Annotated in this window: 18 protein-coding genes, 1 pseudogene and 1 riboswitch; of the genes and pseudogenes, 16 read left to right on the forward strand and 3 right to left on the reverse strand. The window is 38.5% G+C overall.

Annotated features, from left to right (window positions below; all coding sequences use genetic code 11):
• The first annotated feature begins 16 nt into the window (after positions 1–16).
• On the forward strand, positions 17–721 hold the full coding sequence (locus tag DIS06_RS03545) for a DUF421 domain-containing protein (protein ID WP_239421833.1): 705 nt from the start codon (positions 17–19) through the stop codon (positions 719–721).
• A gap of 136 nt (positions 722–857) precedes the next feature.
• On the opposite strand, the gene DIS06_RS03550 is transcribed toward DIS06_RS03545, so the two are convergent.
• Entirely contained in the window at positions 858–2,330 is a 1,473-nt protein-coding gene (locus DIS06_RS03550; protein ID WP_110111896.1) for a cryptochrome/photolyase family protein, read from the reverse strand.
• 965 nt (positions 2,331–3,295) lie between these two features.
• On the opposite strand from DIS06_RS03550, the gene DIS06_RS03560 reads away from it, so the two are divergent.
• The 15 genes and pseudogenes from DIS06_RS03560 to rarD all read left to right on the forward strand — a co-directional run bounded on the left by DIS06_RS03560 (position 3,296) and on the right by rarD (position 16,454).
• Entirely contained in the window at positions 3,296–4,030 is a 735-nt protein-coding gene (locus tag DIS06_RS03560) for a polyadenylate binding domain-containing protein (RefSeq protein WP_110111898.1), read from the forward strand.
• 335 nt (positions 4,031–4,365) lie between these two features.
• Positions 4,366–5,061, forward strand: coding sequence for a copper homeostasis protein CutC (locus DIS06_RS03565; protein ID WP_110111899.1), 696 nt, complete (start codon positions 4,366–4,368; stop codon positions 5,059–5,061).
• Between the two features lie 212 nt (positions 5,062–5,273).
• Positions 5,274–6,785, forward strand: a pseudogene (gntK, locus tag DIS06_RS03570) (gluconokinase).
• Between the two features lie 69 nt (positions 6,786–6,854).
• Positions 6,855–7,175, forward strand: coding sequence for a thioredoxin family protein (locus DIS06_RS03575; RefSeq protein ID WP_110111900.1), 321 nt, complete (start codon positions 6,855–6,857; stop codon positions 7,173–7,175).
• 251 nt (positions 7,176–7,426) lie between these two features.
• Positions 7,427–7,617: riboswitch (cobalamin riboswitch) on the forward strand.
• A 280-nt stretch (positions 7,618–7,897) separates the two neighbouring features.
• On the forward strand, positions 7,898–8,866 hold the full coding sequence (locus tag DIS06_RS03580) for a helical backbone metal receptor (RefSeq protein WP_110111901.1): 969 nt from the start codon (positions 7,898–7,900) through the stop codon (positions 8,864–8,866).
• A gap of 4 nt (positions 8,867–8,870) precedes the next feature.
• Complete coding sequence (locus DIS06_RS03585) at positions 8,871–9,572, forward strand: adenosylcobinamide amidohydrolase (protein ID WP_239421835.1); 702 nt, start codon at positions 8,871–8,873, stop codon at positions 9,570–9,572.
• Positions 9,572–10,558, forward strand: coding sequence for an adenosylcobinamide-phosphate synthase CbiB (gene cbiB, locus DIS06_RS03590; protein WP_481746838.1), 987 nt, complete (start codon positions 9,572–9,574; stop codon positions 10,556–10,558). Before DIS06_RS03585 ends, cbiB begins: the two co-directional genes overlap by 1 nt.
• Entirely contained in the window at positions 10,533–11,612 is a 1,080-nt protein-coding gene (gene cobD, locus DIS06_RS03595) for a threonine-phosphate decarboxylase CobD (protein WP_110111903.1), read from the forward strand. The genes cbiB and cobD overlap by 26 nt, the downstream gene beginning before the upstream one ends.
• Positions 11,606–12,166, forward strand: a complete 561-nt coding sequence (locus DIS06_RS03600) for a bifunctional adenosylcobinamide kinase/adenosylcobinamide-phosphate guanylyltransferase (protein WP_110111904.1) — start codon at positions 11,606–11,608, stop codon at positions 12,164–12,166. Before cobD ends, DIS06_RS03600 begins: the two co-directional genes overlap by 7 nt.
• Positions 12,166–12,939: an adenosylcobinamide-GDP ribazoletransferase gene (locus DIS06_RS03605; RefSeq protein ID WP_110111905.1), complete on the forward strand. Its 774-nt coding sequence runs from the start codon at positions 12,166–12,168 to the stop codon at positions 12,937–12,939. The genes DIS06_RS03600 and DIS06_RS03605 overlap by 1 nt, the downstream gene beginning before the upstream one ends.
• Complete coding sequence (locus tag DIS06_RS03610; RefSeq protein WP_110111906.1) at positions 12,897–13,523, forward strand: histidine phosphatase family protein; 627 nt, start codon at positions 12,897–12,899, stop codon at positions 13,521–13,523. Before DIS06_RS03605 ends, DIS06_RS03610 begins: the two co-directional genes overlap by 43 nt.
• Positions 13,475–13,900 (forward strand): bifunctional adenosylcobinamide kinase/adenosylcobinamide-phosphate guanylyltransferase, encoded by a 426-nt coding sequence (locus DIS06_RS03615; RefSeq protein ID WP_110111948.1) that lies wholly within the window; start codon positions 13,475–13,477, stop codon positions 13,898–13,900. The genes DIS06_RS03610 and DIS06_RS03615 overlap by 49 nt, the downstream gene beginning before the upstream one ends.
• Positions 13,897–14,484 (forward strand): cob(I)yrinic acid a,c-diamide adenosyltransferase, encoded by a 588-nt coding sequence (locus DIS06_RS03620; protein ID WP_110111907.1) that lies wholly within the window; start codon positions 13,897–13,899, stop codon positions 14,482–14,484. Before DIS06_RS03615 ends, DIS06_RS03620 begins: the two co-directional genes overlap by 4 nt.
• A complete protein-coding gene (locus DIS06_RS03625) occupies positions 14,471–15,199 on the forward strand; it encodes an ATPase (protein ID WP_110111908.1) in 729 nt (242 codons plus the stop codon). The genes DIS06_RS03620 and DIS06_RS03625 overlap by 14 nt, the downstream gene beginning before the upstream one ends.
• Before the next feature lie 325 nt (positions 15,200–15,524).
• Complete coding sequence (gene rarD, locus DIS06_RS03630) at positions 15,525–16,454, forward strand: EamA family transporter RarD (protein WP_110111949.1); 930 nt, start codon at positions 15,525–15,527, stop codon at positions 16,452–16,454.
• A gap of 16 nt (positions 16,455–16,470) precedes the next feature.
• Here the strand turns inward: rarD and DIS06_RS03635 are convergent, their stop codons facing one another.
• Positions 16,471–16,806 (reverse strand): hypothetical protein, encoded by a 336-nt coding sequence (locus tag DIS06_RS03635; RefSeq protein ID WP_110111909.1) that lies wholly within the window; start codon positions 16,804–16,806, stop codon positions 16,471–16,473.
• Positions 16,807–16,891: 85 nt separating this feature from the next.
• Positions 16,892–17,218: a MerR family transcriptional regulator gene (locus DIS06_RS03640; protein WP_110111910.1), complete on the reverse strand. Its 327-nt coding sequence runs from the start codon at positions 17,216–17,218 to the stop codon at positions 16,892–16,894.
• Positions 17,219–17,387: the final 169 nt, after the last annotated feature.

Raw genomic sequence — 17,387 nt, forward strand, 5'->3', positions numbered from 1 at the left:
GAACGAGGTGAAAAAGGTGGAAATTGCGTTAGATTCGTTAAAAGTAATTGGAAGGATTGTCACCATCTTACCGTTACTTCTTTTTGTGACATTGTTGATGGGGAAGCGTTCAGTTGCAGAACTGCCTGTATTTGATTTTTTAATTGTTATGACAATTGGAGCGGTTGTGGGAGCAGATATAGCTGACCCGAACATTGATCATATTCATACTGCTGTCGCCATTATAGCTATTGCTCTTTTACAAACGACTGTAGCTAAATTAAAGATTAAAAATCGCTCAGTTGGAAATAAGTTAACGTTCGAACCAACAGTTGTGATTTATCAAGGTCAATTCATTGTCGAACAGATGGTGAAGATTGAATATTCAATTGATAATTTGCTGCAGATGTTGAGAGGACATGAAATTTACTTTTTGGAAGATGTAGAGTTAGCGATTATCGAGGCGAGTGGAGAAATGTCCGTGAAAAAGAAGAACGTAGGTCAAGTGGTATCGCCTAGAATAAGGGGGGGGATAGAACTACCAGCTGTTGTTGATGGAAAAGTGGACAAAGATGTACTCAATTATTTTCATGTAACGGAAGAATGGTTACACGCTCAATTGCAATCTCTACATGTAAAGCGAGTAGAAGATGTTTTCTATTGCGGGATGGATGACACAAAACACTTACATATTAGCCTGAAGCAATTAAAAGGGGTTATGGTGCCTCCATTTACTCATTAACAATAAAAAGGAAAGTGAGTCAAAAGGGGAGGGGGTACCCAATTCAACTCATCTTGACACTTTCTTTATCTATAAAATAAAGTCAGGTTCACGGATTGATGAAGGAAGAGGTGTTACATGTAGTCTTTACTTAACTTTACGATGTACTTATCTCTTCCTTTTTGTTTGTATATTCGTTTTTCATTTCATTGTATCGTTCAAGTGCTTTAGCTCTCGCTTCTTTATGCTCAACAATTGGAAAGGGATAAGTAGATCCTAGAATAACATTTGCTTTCTCTAACACATCGTTAGGAGCTTCCCAAGGTTTATGAATGTACTTTGTTGGAATGTCTTTTAGTTCGGGTATCCACTTTTTAATATAAGCACCTTCTTCATCAAATTTTTCAGATTGAGTGATTGGATTAAAAATTCGAAAATAAGGTGCTGCATCTGCACCTGATCCTGCAACCCATTGCCATCCTAATGTATTATTTGCTAAATCTGCATCAACGAGTGTGTCCCAGAACCAGTTAGCGCCTTCTTGCCAATGAATGAGCAAATGTTTAACAAGAAACGAAGCTGCGACCATACGCACCCGATTATGCATAAAGCCTGTCTTCCATAACTCTCTCATTCCAGCATCTACAAGTGGATAGCCAGTTTGTCCTTGTTTCCAATCGTTAAGCTGAGACTCATTCTTCTCCCATTTGAAATTTGAAAACATCGGATTCAACGGCTCATTTGTTGTAGATGGAAAGTGATAAAGTAGATGATAAGCAAAGTCACGCCATACAAGTTGACGAGTAAACATTTCAATTTGACGTCTAAAGGATGGAGATTGTATTTGTTCTCCTTTTTTGAACAAGTAATGATAAAGTACGCGTGGTGATAATTGACCAAATGCAAAATAAGGTGAAAGAGCGGAATGAATAGACTTAAAAGGGAAATCTCGTCCGAGTTCATAGTCCCTTAGCTTTTTAGTTAAAAAGTGTTTAAAGCACTCAATTCCTCCTTTTTCAGTTGCATCCCATGTTGCCTTCATTGTGCTTGTCCAGTCAATCGTAGGAAGTAATTTTAAATCATCAACAGACTTTGTAGAGATAACTAGTTTACTAGGAGGGAAGTGAGTGATTTTGCCTACGGAATGACGAATGTTTTGCTTTTGAGAAGCTTTATAATAAGCTGTAAACACTTTATAAGGGCTCCCATTTTTTTGTTTAATCTCCCATGGTTCACGTAAAAGATGAGCGTTAAACGTTTTAACATGGATCTTTTGAGAGTAAACCATTTTTTCTACGTCTTGATCGTATTGTAACGCGTGTGATTCATAACGTCTGTTCCAATAAAGAGCGGTTGGTTTGAGTTCATTTATTAAACGACTAAGTTCCTTCTTCGTATCTCCACTTCTTATGATTAGTTTTCCTCCTAATTTCTTAATAGAAGCTTCGATGTCAGTGAGAGCTTGATGAAGCCACCATTTGCTTGCGCTCCCTAATGGCCATTCATTTTCATAGTGTTCGTCGTAAATATAGACGGGAATAGCAATCCCGTCATTTATTGCCTGAAATAATGCAGGGTTATCAATAAGACGTAAGTCTTTTCTTAACCATACAATGATGACATCCTTCATATAGAGTATTCCTTTCTTAGCTAGTTTACGTAAACGGTTATTATATTTGCTCATTATAAAAAAGTCTTTTAAACGGTACAACTTTTAATAGGCTTGCAAATGAGTAAGGATAGCCTATTTTATCTCGGACGAATTCCTAATTAAAAACGGTATGAATATCGTACATTGTATGAATAATGGGGAGGAACTCTAAAATGAATAGACATTTTCAACAAATGAATCATCTTGACCAGCGGTGTCCAAGTTGTGGCGGTCAAATGCCGATGATGGGTGGACCGGGGACGATGCCGGATCAAATGCCGATGATGGGTGGGCCAGGGATGATGCCGGGTCAAATGCCGATGATGGGTGGACCGGGGATGATGTCAGGTCAAATGCCAATGATGGGCGGGCCAGGGATGCTACCAGGCCAAATGCCGATGATGAACGGTCAAGAAATGATGTCAGGTCAAATGCCAATGATGGGCGGGCCAGGGATGCTACCAGGCCAAATGCCGATGATGAACGGTCAAGAAATGATGTCAGGTCAAATGCCAATGATGGGCGGGCCAGGGATGCTACCAGGCCAAATGCCGATGATGAACGGTCAAGAAATGATGTCAGGTCAAATGCCAATGATGGGCGGGCCAGGGATGCTACCAGGCCAAATGCCGATGATGAACGGTCAAGAAATGATGTCAGGTCAAATGCCAATGATGGGCGGGCCAGGGATGCTACCAGGCCAAATGCCGATGATGAACGGTCAAGAAATGATGTCAGGTCAAATGCCAATGATGGGCGGGCCAGGGATGCTACCAGGCCAAATGCCGATGATGAACGGTCAAGAAATGATGTCAGGTCAAATGCCAATGATGGGCGGGCCAGGGATGCTACCAGGCCAAATGCCGATGATGAACGGTCAAGAAATGATGTCAGGTCAAATGCCNATATCGTACATTGTATGAATAATGGGGAGGAACTCTAAAATGAATAGACATTTTCAACAAATGAATCATCTTGACCAGCGGTGTCCAAGTTGTGGCGGTCAAATGCCGATGATGGGTGGACCGGGGACGATGCCGGATCAAATGCCGATGATGGGTGGGCCAGGGATGATGCCGGGTCAAATGCCGATGATGGGTGGACCGGGGATGATGTCAGGTCAAATGCCAATGATGGGCGGGCCAGGGATGCTACCAGGCCAAATGCCGATGATGAACGGTCAAGAAATGATGTCAGGTCAAATGCCGATGATGAACGGTCAAGAAATGATGCCGGGCCAAATGCCGATGATCAATGGTCAAGAAATGATGCAGGGCCAAATGCCGATGATGAACGGTCAAGAAATGATGCCGGGCCAAATGCCGATGATGAATGGTCAAGAAATGATGCCGGGTCAAATGCCGATGATGAACGGTCAAGAAATGATGCCGGGCCAAATGCCGATGATGAACGGTCAAGAAATGATGCCGGGCCAAATGCCGATGATGAATGGTCAAGAAATGATGCCGGGTCAAATGCCGATGATGAACGGTCAAGAAATGATGCCGGGCCAAATGCCGATGATGAATGGTCAAGAAATGATGCCGGGTCAAATGCCGATGATGAACGGTCAAGAAATGATACAAAGTCAAATGCCGATGATGACTCCACAAGAATGGATGAACAGTCAAATGCAATCGAATAATAAGAAGAATAAGCGAAAGCGCTTATTTGGATAACTGATAGATTATAAAATAGCCATTGCCTACTAAAATAAATGCAAAACAGGCAACGGCTATTTTGTTAACATGTTCTTTTTTGTTTCGTAACAATTTGAACAACCTGATTTGTCTTTTTTACGTCACCCTCTTTATTTTTCTCATGAGCACATAGACCTTAGCATGTTTTTATATAAAAGAGATCTGATTAGGTATGATTTCTCACACTCTTAATAACAAGTAGAATTCTTACTTAGGATGGTAAATATGTACATGGTATCTTTCGTGTTTTATCGCTATAATGATTGGGAAAATGAATGAACAAATCGTGCTTCAAAGATGAAAGGGTGTTGTTAATGGTATTAGAAATAATGGCCACTACATTAGGAGATGCACAAATTGCGGAAGAGAGTGGAGCAGATCGTATTCGACTTGTCGTCGGGATTGAATCAGGAGGGCTCACACCAAGTTACGGTTTAATCGAACAAGTGAAAAAACAAGTAGGGATTCCGATTCACGTTGTCATTCGACCTCATAACCAATCATTTCACTATAATGAGTACGATGTGCAAACCATGATTAAAGATATTGAAATTGTTAAAGAACTAGGTATAGATGGAATTGTGATAGGTTGTTTAAATAAAGATAAAGAGATTGATGAGCGCGTGTTGCACATTTTATTACATACATCTAAAGGGTTAGATATTACGTTTAATCAATCGTTTGATCACGTAAAAGATCAAGAAAAAAGTCTAGAAACCATCTTAAAATATGATCAAATTACAAGAGTTTGTACGTCTGGTGCTGATAAAAGTGCTTTAAATGGAATCCCTCAAATTAAAAAAGTGAAAAGAAGGATGAAAGATACAAACCTTCAATTATTAGGAATGAAAGGGTTAAAGCCAGAAAACTTGCAAGCGTTTCTATCTGTCACAGATGTGAAAGAAGTGAGTATTGGTGCAGGTGTGCGTGTTAATTGTCAATATACACAGCCACTAGACCCAAAAAGTATAGAAAAAGCTAAAAGGATTTTGAGTAAGTTTAATGAATAACTGAAAGTGATACAAAAAGAGTTTTATGTGATACCTCTTGCCTAAGATAAAAAGGTAAGGGGTGTTTTATTATACAGAAAATGGTTGATAAAGACGTTGATTTGAAAAAAAACAGCCAAGATGGGTGGAATTCTCTCCTTTCGGATAACCTTATATAAAAGAAGGGTTCATTGGACGTATGAAGGAAGGTTGAGGTAATCACTATGTCTTATATGATCGGTGTAGATATTGGAACAACAAGTACAAAAGCGGTGCTTTTTACAATAGATGGTCAAGTAAAACAAATGCATCATGTAGAATATCCGCTCTATACACCAGATGCATTAACAGCAGAGCAAAAACCAGATGAGATTTTTGCAGCCGTTTTATCGACAATTAAGCAAGTTATTCGAAAAGAACAAGTGAAACGAGAGAACGTAAAGTTTGTATCATTTAGTGCGGCTATGCATAGTTTAATCGCTGTTGACTGTGAAGGACGACCGCTAACTAATTGTATTACTTGGGCCGATAAGCGAGCTATACGTTACGCTAAACAGCTAAAAGAAACAGAGCTTGCTCACTTTATTTATCGCCGCACTGGCACTCCGATTCACCCTATGTCACCGCTTGTGAAATTAATTTAGCTAAACGAGGAGAAAAGGGAGTTAGTAAAACGAGTACATAAATTTATTTCAATCAAGGAGTATGTGTTTTATAAGCTATTTGGTGAATACATTGTTGACTACTCAATTGCTTCAGCAACGGGGATGTTAAACTTAGAATTATTAAATTGGGATGAAGAAACATTAAAAGTAGCAAATATTCAGGTTGAGCAATTATCAAAGGTCGTATCAACCACTCATTCTGTAACAGGATTAAAGCCTTCAATTGCTGAAACATTGGGGCTGTTAATTGATACTCCTTTTGTAGTAGGTGCGAGTGATGGGGTTCTTTCCAACTTAGGGCTTAATGCAATTAAAAAAGGTGTCGTAGCTGTTACAGTCGGTACAAGTGGTGCGATCCGAACAGTGACTAATACACCTTTTATTGATACGAAGGAAAGAACGTTTTGCTATGCGTTAACCGATCGACATTGGGTGATAGGTGGTTCTGTTAATAGCGGTGGAATGATCTTACGATGGGCAAGAGAAGAGTTTGCTCATAGTGAGGAAGAAATAGCGAGTAGGTTAGGGATGAGTGTTTATGATTTGATGATACAAATGGCAGATACTGTTCCTCCTGGTTCCAGAGGATTGCTTTTTCATCCCTACTTATCCGGAGAGCGTGCCCCTTTATGGGATGCAGATGCAAGAGGTTCGTTTATTGGGCTATCACTTCATCATAAAAAAGAACACATGATTCGTGCTGTTTTAGAAGGAATTATGTACAACCTTTATACCGTTTTACAACCGTTAGAAGAGGTGAGTGGAAAAGCGGTAGAAGTGAAAGCTTCAGGAGGTTTTGCTCGCTCAGCGCTTTGGCGACAAATGATGGCTGATATCTTTAATACGAAAGTAACCATTCCAGAGAGCTTTGAGAGCTCATGTTTAGGAGCGGTCGTTTTGGGGTTATATGGATTGAAAATGATTGATTCTTTCGATGTTGTCAGTGAGATGGTTGGAGGTACAAATGAGCATCATCCCATCGTTGAGCATGCAAAAATATATATAAAAATGTTGCCTGTGTATATCAACTTAATGGAAGTGTTAAAGCCTCACTATCAAGACATTACTTCGTTACAGTAAGCAAATAAAAAGCATAAAAAATGAAAGTTTATTATAATGAATGTGATTGTATAAATGGAGGGTTATAAGATGAAACAAATTACATCAGAGCAGCAGTTTTATGAGCAAATTAAATCAGATGAGGTAAGTGTAGGGATTTTCACGACAACATGGTGTCCAGACTGTAAACGTTTAGACATGTTCATTAATGAAATTATTGATGAAAACAATGACAAACAATGGTTTAAGGTTGACCGTGACGAATTCGAAAACATTTCAGATGAAAACAATGTAATGGGAATTCCATCACTACTCGTTTATAAAAATGGTGAAAAATTAGCCCACCTTCACAGTGCTAATGCAAAAACACCAGAAGCTGTCCGTGAATTTTTAAATGATTTTCAAAAGTGAATGATGAAGCCACTTTGCACTATGTGAAGTGGTTTTACTTTTATAAAAAAAGCTTGGCATCATGCCAAGCCCCACTCATTCACCCCTAGTTGTATCATATGCTAACTAAGGTACATATGATGTTAATAATGTACTACGAATGCAACGAGTCGAAAAGTATTTTGTTAGAACGTCTGACGTGAAATCTTTTTCTTTAAAAAAGTAGTATAGATTTATTGCTATCCGTCATGTATACTTATAGCAATTATAATTACATAGTAATGCAATAAGGTCCCAACGAGTATGATTGGGTGAAAAGGGAAGTTTGGTGAAAGTCCAACGCGGTCCCGCCACTGTAAAGCGTGAGATCAACTATACAAGCCACTGTCGTAAGGATGGGAAGGGAATAGTTTGATTGTTTTTAAGCGTAAGTCAGGAGACCTGCCTTATTGTTGGTTGTTCCACCTTCGCGGAGAGGTGAAGCATATAGCGAAAAGTCGTCCTACAATCTATCTGTTAAGTTACAAGTATGGATTGATTTTACATAATAAAAAAACGACTTACGAGTGAATAGAGGTTGTCTATTTGTATCAAGCTTATCACTTATGAACATCGCATGCTTCAGGCCTTTTTTTGTACGCGAGATGTTGATAAGAGAAAGATGCTTGTTTTCATATAGGCAGCCTCTTTTTAATGCGTGTGGAATGGCCACTTCATTACGAAAATATGAAGGGGGAAAAAAGATGAAAAAATGGCTACTTTCTTTCGTTGCTGCGTTAGCAATCGTTTCTCTTGCTGCTTGTGGTGACACGGAGCAAAAGCAACAAAGTAACGAAGAGACAAAAACAGAACAAGAAGCAACAAAAGGTGATTTCCCACTAACGCTAACAGATGCAAGAGATGAGGAAGTTACACTTGAAAAAGAGCCAAAACAAATTGTTTCATTAATGCCAAGCAATACAGAAATTTTATTCGAATTAGGATTAGATGAAGAAATTGCTGGTGTTACGAACTTTGATAATTATCCAGAAGAAGCAACTAAGAAAGAAAAAGTTGGTGACATGAACTTTAATGCAGAAAAAATTATTTCGTTAAATCCAGATTTAGTGTTAGCTCATGCATCGAGCATGGGAACCTCACCAGAAGCCTTTCAACAAATTGAAAGTGCGGGTATTCCACTATTTGTTGTAAAAGATGCAACGAATTTTGAAAGTGTCTATGAAACTATTACTGATATTGGTACGTTAACAGGACAAGTTGAAGAAGCAAATGAATTAATTCAAACGATGGAAAGTGAAGTAAAAGCGATTTCACAAAAAGGCCAAACAATTGCAAAAGAAAACCAGAAATCTGTGTGGGTTGAAGTGTCACCAGCACCTGATATTTATACAACAGGCAAAGGGACATTCATGGATGAAATGCTTTCCATTATTGGCGCACAAAACATCGCAGATAGTGAAGAAGGTTGGGTGAAGGTTTCTGAAGAAAAAGCAGTGCAACTAAATCCGGATGTCATTATCACGACCTATGGTTATTACACAGAAAATGCAACTGAGCAAGTCATGAATCGACCAGCGTGGAAAGATGTAACGGCAGTGAAAGAAAAAGCAGTTGTTGACGTTAACTCAGATACAGTAACGCGCTCAGGTCCTCGTTTAGTAGAAGGTTTACAAGAGTTAGCTAAAGCTGTTTATCCGGAGGTGTACAAATAAGGAGATGAAGGGCCATATTCCGGTAACGATTAAAAAAGGAATAGGTCCTTTTTTAAATCTGACATTTATTGAACAAGATCATTTGTTGAGGATGGAAACGAGTCAACGATTTACTTTCTACCATTCAGGAATACTTGACGCAGGAGTTGGGCGAACAGATACGTTTTACAATCGATTTGTTCATAAAGATTATTGCTTTGATGATCCTATTACTGAGTATCGACAATACCTTAAGCAGCATAAATTGCCACATGAGAATGTAGTGGGGTTAATGACTGCTGTTTACTTGAAGGAGTGTGTCGTTTATACCTATCAATCTGATGATTTAATCATCTCATCGATTATAACAGCAGGGGTAGGGAATGCTGTTGATATTACATCAGATGGGTTAACGCCATTTCCTATGAGTCCAGGAACAATTAATATGTTTTTCTTTATAGACGGATATCTAAGTGAAGCAGCTTTTTTACAAGTGTTTATTGCTGCCACTGAAGCAAAAACAAAAACTTTAGCTGCTTTAAATATACGAGATTCTCATACAAATAGTGTGGCAACAGGAACATCAACAGACAGTATTTGTGTAGCTGCTAATCAAAAAGGAACACGACACGAATATGCAGGCTCAATGACAGCTTTAGGTCAAGGAATTGCTAAGTTAGTGAAAGTAAGCTTAAGAGATGCATTACATGAAAGGATAAAAAGGTGATAGCAATGGCAACATTTATCGCTGTCCACCTTATTGCAGTTGTTTTGGCCCTCATACTTGATTCACTCATCGGAGACCCCGAACATTGGCCTCATCCTGTTCGGTGGTTTGGATCGTGGATCGCACTATTAGATAAACATTTAAATAAAGGAAAGTTTAAAAAAGAAAAAGGGCTTATTATTGTACTCTCAATGGGAGTGTGGGCACTTATCTTTGTAAGTTTGCTTGTGTATGGTTGTTATCAGCTTCATCTTGCGCTAGGGATCATTGTAGAAGCCATCATCATTTCGACAACAGTTGCGTCTACTTCGTTAGCTCAAGCAGCTGCCAAAGTAGAACATCCACTGAAAAGGAAAGAGATAGAAGCAGCTCGTTATGAAGTGAGCATGATAGTGGGGAGAGATACAGATCAACTGTCAGAAAGCGAAGTTGTAAGGGCAACGGTTGAAACAGTAGCCGAGAATACAAGTGATGGTGTGACCGCTCCGTTGTTTTATGCATTTATTGGGGGTTCTCCGTTAGCGTTGTTTTATCGAGCAATCAATACGTGTGATTCAATGGTGGGCTACAAAAATGAAAAGTATGCACAGTTTGGTTATTTTAGCGCGAAAACCGATGACTTGCTAAATTATATTCCGAGTCGATTGACAGCAATTGTCATGGTTTTAGCGAATCTCAAGTATAGTGATTATTCTTTTGCTCATGTGTGGCGAATTGTAAAGCGTGATGCTCGAAAACATCCTAGTCCGAACAGTGGCTTTGGTGAAAGTGTCATTGCTGCGTTATTAGGTGTTCAATTAGGCGGCCGTAATACATATAAAGGCGTGGTGTCAAATCGAGCTAAAATGGGCGATCCGTTCCGAACATTAACAATTGCAGATATTGACGAGACTGTCCGCATGATGAGAAGAACGGTTTTAGCTTATACACTGTTATTTTTAGTGATAGGGGGGATATTGATTGTATTTACCAACACATGGGGCTAACCCTGACAAGCTATTACAAGCATTACATACAACGAAACAAACAAATTTACTAGACTTTAGTGTGAATACGAATCCGTTAGGTGTACCTGCTTCTTTGGAGCAATTATGGAATGAGCTGAAATGTGATGCATTTATGTATCCAGATCCTGATGTCACGGAGTTAACTGAGAAAGTAGCGTGTCACTCAAATGTATCTTCACAAGAAGTGCTTGTTACAAATGGTGCAGCAGAAGCTTTCTTTTTAATTGCTTCTTCGTTCGCTCGAAAAAAAGTAGGAATCATTGAGCCAACATTTGTTGAATACGAGCAAGCGTCACGAGCTTATGAGTGTGAAGTGATAAGTGTTCAGCTAGATGAATCTCGCCATTGGCAGTGGAATCTAGACAACGTACTATCTTTGGTTGAAAGCGTTGATTTACTATGGATTTGTCACCCTAATAATCCAACCGGGGTTATGTACGAACACTCAGAGTGGGAACAGGTACTAGAGAAGGCAAAAGAGCATAACACGGTCGTTGTCATCGACGAAGCATTTATTGATTTTGTTAATCAAGCCGTTTCGTTTGTCTCATTGATGGAACAATACCCAATCATTATCGTTCGTTCAATGACCAAGATGTATAGCATTGCTGGTATTCGTTTAGGGTATGTTCTCGCGTCAAAGAGGATGATTACTCAATTAAAAGAAAAGCAACCGCATTGGAGTGTGAATGGCGTTGCTCAAAAAGTAGGGATAGCTTGTCTAAATCAAAAGGTTTTTGTAGAAGACACAATTGTAATGGTTTCGCGTGAGAGAGAGTGGGTGTTTAATCAGTTAGACCAATTAAACTTGACCTATTCACCGTCTGCTACCAATTATTATTTGTGTGAAGTTCCTAATGATTGGACAGGAAGGGAATGGTTGCGATATTTAGCGTCGGAAGGAATTATTGCGCGACACACTGAAAATTTTAACGGACTTGATGGACGATATATTAGATTGGCAATTAAAACTCGATTGGAGAATGAAAGACTCATAGAAGTCATAAAGAAAGGACTGCCGGTCAAGTGCTAATTTTTATTAGCGGAGGTGTAAGAAGTGGCAAATCAAGAGTGGCTGAGCAGTTTGTGATTGAAGGGGAAATACCTCCTAATCGATGTATTTATCTTGCGACAAGTCGTATAACAGATGGTGAGATGAAAGAACGAGTGAACCGTCATCAATGTGATCGAGACGAAGCTCAAGTTCAATGGATGACATACGAACAATCGACAGAAATAGGAAGTTTGTTAGGTGAGTTTCAAGTAGATGACGTGGTATTACTTGACTGTTTAACAAATTGGTTAGCGAATGAATTGTTTGTTGAACATATGAATTGGGACAATGAGCAAGAGCAAGGTGAACTTGTTGAGAATATGCTAGATACTATTGTTCAATTAAATAAACGTGTTGCTAAATTAGTCGTTGTGTCGAATGACTTGTTTGAGGCAGGAGTGGTGAATGGAGCAACATATGTATATATGAAACTATTAGGTGGGCTTCATCAACACATTGTAGCACAATCGGAAATTGCTTTATCAGTAGAAGCGGGAATAACTTGTTATAAAAAGGGAGAGGGTCTTTTTTAATGAGAGAGGTACTTATTTCGTTAAGAATGGCAATTCAGTTTTTTACAATTGTACCTGCTGCGAAAACGGTACAATGGACAGAACGTCGAACGGCGCATTCTGTTTTTTATCTTCCTTTGTTAGGTGGGATACTTGGTTTTTTACTATTTCATTTAGTAAATATGCGAGATGAAGTGACCATTAGCACGAGTGTAATTGCATTGCTTGTAGTTTTATTTCCTATTGTGTTGACGGGTGGTCTTCATATGGATGGTTATATGGATGTGAGTGATGCGTATTTTTCTAGACAGTCAAAAGAAAAAAAGGTAGCCATATTAAGTGATCCTCATGTCGGTTCTTTTGCCATCTTATCATTCATCGGTTTACTCAGTTTACGGTGGATGAGCATTCATGAACTGCTTGTTTATTTTGACGTTACACTGTGGGATATGATGGCTATCTTTGCGTTACCTCGCTTCCTAGCTGGTTGGTTGTTAATGACGGAAAAGCCGGTGAAAGAAACAGGATTGGCAGCTTACTTTCAACGTGGTGTGACGAAGCATACCATTTTCTTTTATGTATGTATGAGCCTATTATTGCTTGCACTCTTACTCGTCATGGTTGAAAATAAGTTTGTTTTCGTTGCGTTTAGCATGTTTGTTTTTTGGTTTATTCACTTTTTACGCACGCATTTTGGAGGAATAACAGGAGATATAATTGGATCATCAATTGAAGGGGGAGAGACATTTTTATGGCTCACTCTTTGGCTATTACATGTATTCGTCATGGGTTAACGAATGCGAATAAAGAAAAACGATATGTAGGATGGAGTGACGTATCACTTTGTATCGATGGAATTGATAAGTTAAAAAAATCAAAGTTGATCATTAATCCGCCTGATTTCATCGTTAGTAGTGATTTAACAAGATGTGTAGAAACAGCCAATTTATTATTTCCCGGAACATCTTCCATTTTATCCTTTCATTGGCGTGAGATGAACTTTGGTCATTGGGAACTTAAAACGTATGAAGAGTTAAAAGACATTGTCCACTATCGAAATTGGTTGGATGATCCATTTACTGTTTCTCCATGGGAAGGAGAATCGTTTTACGAGTTTTCAAGGAGAATTTGGGTAGCTTGGGATGAAATCGTTGATTTATTAATAGAAAAAGAGTACAAGCATGCTGTGATTGTAACACATGGAGGTCCACTTCGTTTGTTAGCTTCAACATTTGTGCAAGCACGCCCTCATTTTTGGGACTGGTCGTTTCGATTTGGGGAAGGATGTACATTTTTTCATACTGAACAAACAGCAAAGGAGAGACGCTCATGCATTTCGTATTCGGAGGTGCGTTTAACGGAAAAAGAAAATGGGTGAGAGCGCATTATTGTGATGCCAGTTGGTTCTCGGCTTATGAAGGAGATGCGCTACCGACATATTCTGAAGGTAACGTGATCGTGATAGAAGGAATTGAGCAATATATTAAGGAATGTATAGAAGTAGGGATGACGATTGAGGAAGTTTGTCGAACATTTCAACAAATGGTAACCGATTGGCAACAATGGGAAGTCTCTAAGTCTCAAGTCATTGTGATTGGTACAGAAATTGGGAAAGGGATTGTACCAATAAACGCACAAGATCGAGCTTGGCGAGATGCTTGTGGGTATGTATATCAATATATCGTTCAACAAGCCAATGTAGTGGATCATATTTGGTATGGTCTATTAAATCGATTGAAAGGGGAAAAAGAATGAACATTTACACTAAAACAGGTGATAAAGGGAAAACAAGCTTAATTGGAGGACGTGTACATAAAGATGATAGTCGTGTTGAAGCATATGGGACGATTGACGAATTAAACAGTTTTGTCGGTCAAGCTATTTATCAACTAGATGACAAGTTGTGTCAAGATATGAAACAAGAACTTGTGACCATTCAGCATGAGTTGTTTGATTGTGGCAGTGACTTAGCATTTGCGCGTGAAGATCATCCTTATAAAGTCAATGATGAGATGATTAAAGTATTAGAAGCTCGTATTGATGAATATATGCAAGAAGCTCCTCCGATTGAGCGCTTTATTTTACCAGGAGGTACACCCGCTGCAACGACGCTGCATATATGTCGTACAATTACAAGAAGAGCAGAGAGGTTAGTAGTGACAGTATCACAACAACATAAAATTAATGAAGCGGTGCTTCAGTACTTAAATCGACTCTCTGATTATCTGTTTGCGGCAGCTCGTGTAGCCAATGCGCGTGCCCAAGTAAGTGATGTAGAATATATTCGCAGTGCAAAAGTGTTCCGTTCGTCTCCTAAGAAAAATGATGAGCAAGCGTGATGTGCTCTTTGCGCCTTTAAGTGATAATGATGAACTCGTATTTGCTGTAGATAATATAGGAGCAATTGGGGAGAAAGAAACAGATACGATTCAAGTCACATATGAAATGGTTGCTTATTATAGTTTGCGAGTAGCGATGATGGAAGTGTTAAGTGTGGGAGGAGTGCCAATCTGTGTAGTCGTTGCAAATTTTAATGACTCAAACGCATGGGTGCAATATGAAACGGCATTGCATCAAATTCGGGAGGAGCTTCATCTTGGTTCGATTCAATTGATTGGAAGTAGTGAAACAAACTTTCACCTTGTCCAATCAGCTGCTAGTTTTACAGTCGTAGGAACCGTAAAAAAAGCAACCAAACGAATTGGTCAAACACCGATGGAAGCAAAGTTGGCGGTAATTGGTTATCCTCTAGTAGGACAAGATGTAATCTTGCGGCAGCACGACATAATTTCGTTACAGCAATTTAATGAGTTGCTACATTATGAAGGTGTATATGAAATTTTACCGATTGGGTCAAAAGGAATTCAGCATGAATTAAATGTACTACATGATCTAAATGAAAGAGAGAAACAAGTGTATTCCTCTTCACTTCCTCTTCACCAATCAGCAGGACCTGCAACTTGTGTGCTTATTTCTTATCATGAAACATGTGAACAAGCGTTAAGTGATTCGTTTCAAAATCGCTTCTATCCGTTAAGGTCAAATGGAAATTAAATGACCGAACATTATCGTTCTTTTTGTTTGTGATGTTAGTGAAATGCACCTTAAATGTTAGATACCTACTCTGACATTTAAGGTGTTTTTTGTATGATAGGATGTTCTGTTGGTGAAGATTGTTTGTCGAGAACGTTTTTTTAAAGTGATGATCCTATGGAGAGTTTTCACGGCCGCTTACAATCTGTTCGAGTAAAATAAGTTTTACGAAAAAATTTCGGTTTCTGAAATAAAATGATTGTAAAACCAAGAATGGTCGTCATATAATGAGAGATGGTTAAAAGAGATAGAGAGAAAAGAGGTCCGGTATATGAAACAGGAGCCGATGCATCAAGGGCAACAAACAGGAATCATCTATACAGCAAGTGCCTATGTTATGTGGGGAGTCTTTCCTCTATATTGGAAGCTGTTAGATCAAGTACCTGCAGATGAAATTTTGGCCCACCGCGTGATTTGGTCATTTGTGTTTATGCTGCTGCTGCTATATACAAGTCGTCAACTTCATGATTTTAAGGAAACATTTAAAGAACTAGTTAAAAAGCCAAAGCAAGCAATGGCTTTATTCGCTGCGTCTGTGTTAATTAGTCTTAATTGGTTTATTTATATTTGGGCGGTAAATAACAATCATCTAATTGAAGCAAGTTTAGGTTATTACATTAATCCGCTTGTTAGTATTTTGCTTGGTATTGTTGTGTTAAAAGAAAAGTTGAATTTTTGGCAAGGAGTGTCTGTTGCGTTAGCCGGTATGGGTGTTTTATTTTTAACGTTGCAGTATGGACAGTTTCCGTGGGTTTCTCTTTTATTAGCGTTAAGTTTTGGAATTTACGGACTAGCTAAAAAGTTAATGAATATGGATGCAAAGATTGGATTAACATTTGAAACGATGATGGTGACACCTATTGCGTTGATTTACTTCCTCGTGTTAATGGGGAAAGGGACATCCAGTTTTGGTACAGTATCAATCGTAGATACACTGCTGTTAATTGGCGGAGGTGTGGCTACAGCAATGCCGCTTTTATACTTTGCAAAAGGTGCGAAGTTAATTCCGTTATCAATGGTTGGATTCTTACAATATATTGCACCGACGATTACACTCTTTTTAGGAGTCTTTGTTTTTCATGAGCACTTTACAAAGATACATATGATTGCGTTTCTGTTTATTTGGGGTGGTTCAATTGTATTTGCTTTATCTAAGACGCGCTTCATGGTATCTCATCAACCACGATTACGTAAAAGCCGTTCCGTTGGCATGTAAGACAGAAGCCTTCTCGTTACTCGAGAGGGCTTTTTTGATTTTTCCTCTTAGCAACTTCTCGCTTTATGCGCTCATCTAACTTTAGTAACTCTTGTTTGCCAGCTGTAACAGCGTATATGACGAAGAGTAAAATAATGAGTTGAAACACATTAAAAGAGCCTGTTGCAATATAATCATAGATTCCTAATGCCACTAAACAAGCTTCTCCTAGAAAGAAAAGAATGACAGGTATTATGCTTAGCTGATGAAGTTGAAACCAATAACGTAATAATAAAAATCCTGCAGTACAAAAGAAAAAGAATAGTTCGCTTCCGATAAAAAAGAGCCACTTATAGTCTAAAATGACGTTCATTACGCATTCACCTTCTTTACTTCTTCTATGTTACATGATTTTGTTCTACATATATAGAAGGTTTGAAGGGTTTAACTGAATGTCATTAATATTTTTTTTGAAAGTGGGCGTTTAATTGACCTTTTAACATTTTATTTCGAATATCCTTTGTTTTTTGAAGTTCGTCGCGTTTGGCTAACTCTGAACGAATTTCGTGTGTTTGCACACCTTCTTCTATTTGGTCAGCAATATCCATTAACCGTTCTACATCAGAGAATGAATATTTGCGGATACCAGTGTTTGTTCGATCAGGAAAAAGGAGCTGTCGTTTTTCATAGTAACGAATTTGTCTTTCTGATAATCCAGTTAACTCTTTCACAATTCCAATGGACATGACTTTCTTATCACGATATGAAGATTCATTAGTCGTCATTCTTCCTCACTCCTTGAGAGAAATCATCTGTTTCACTTAGTATAAACGATTGTAATGAAAAAAAGATTATATATGTTACATATTCTAACATAATGATGTGAGTAATAAGAATATTATTGTTAGAACTCCTTACATAAAACGTGAAACTGAATGATAATTTGATATAGTA

The sequence above is a fragment of the Bacillus sp. CGMCC 1.16541 genome, from assembly GCF_003184905.1.
GTDB lineage: Bacteria > Bacillota > Bacilli > Bacillales > Bacillaceae_H > Priestia.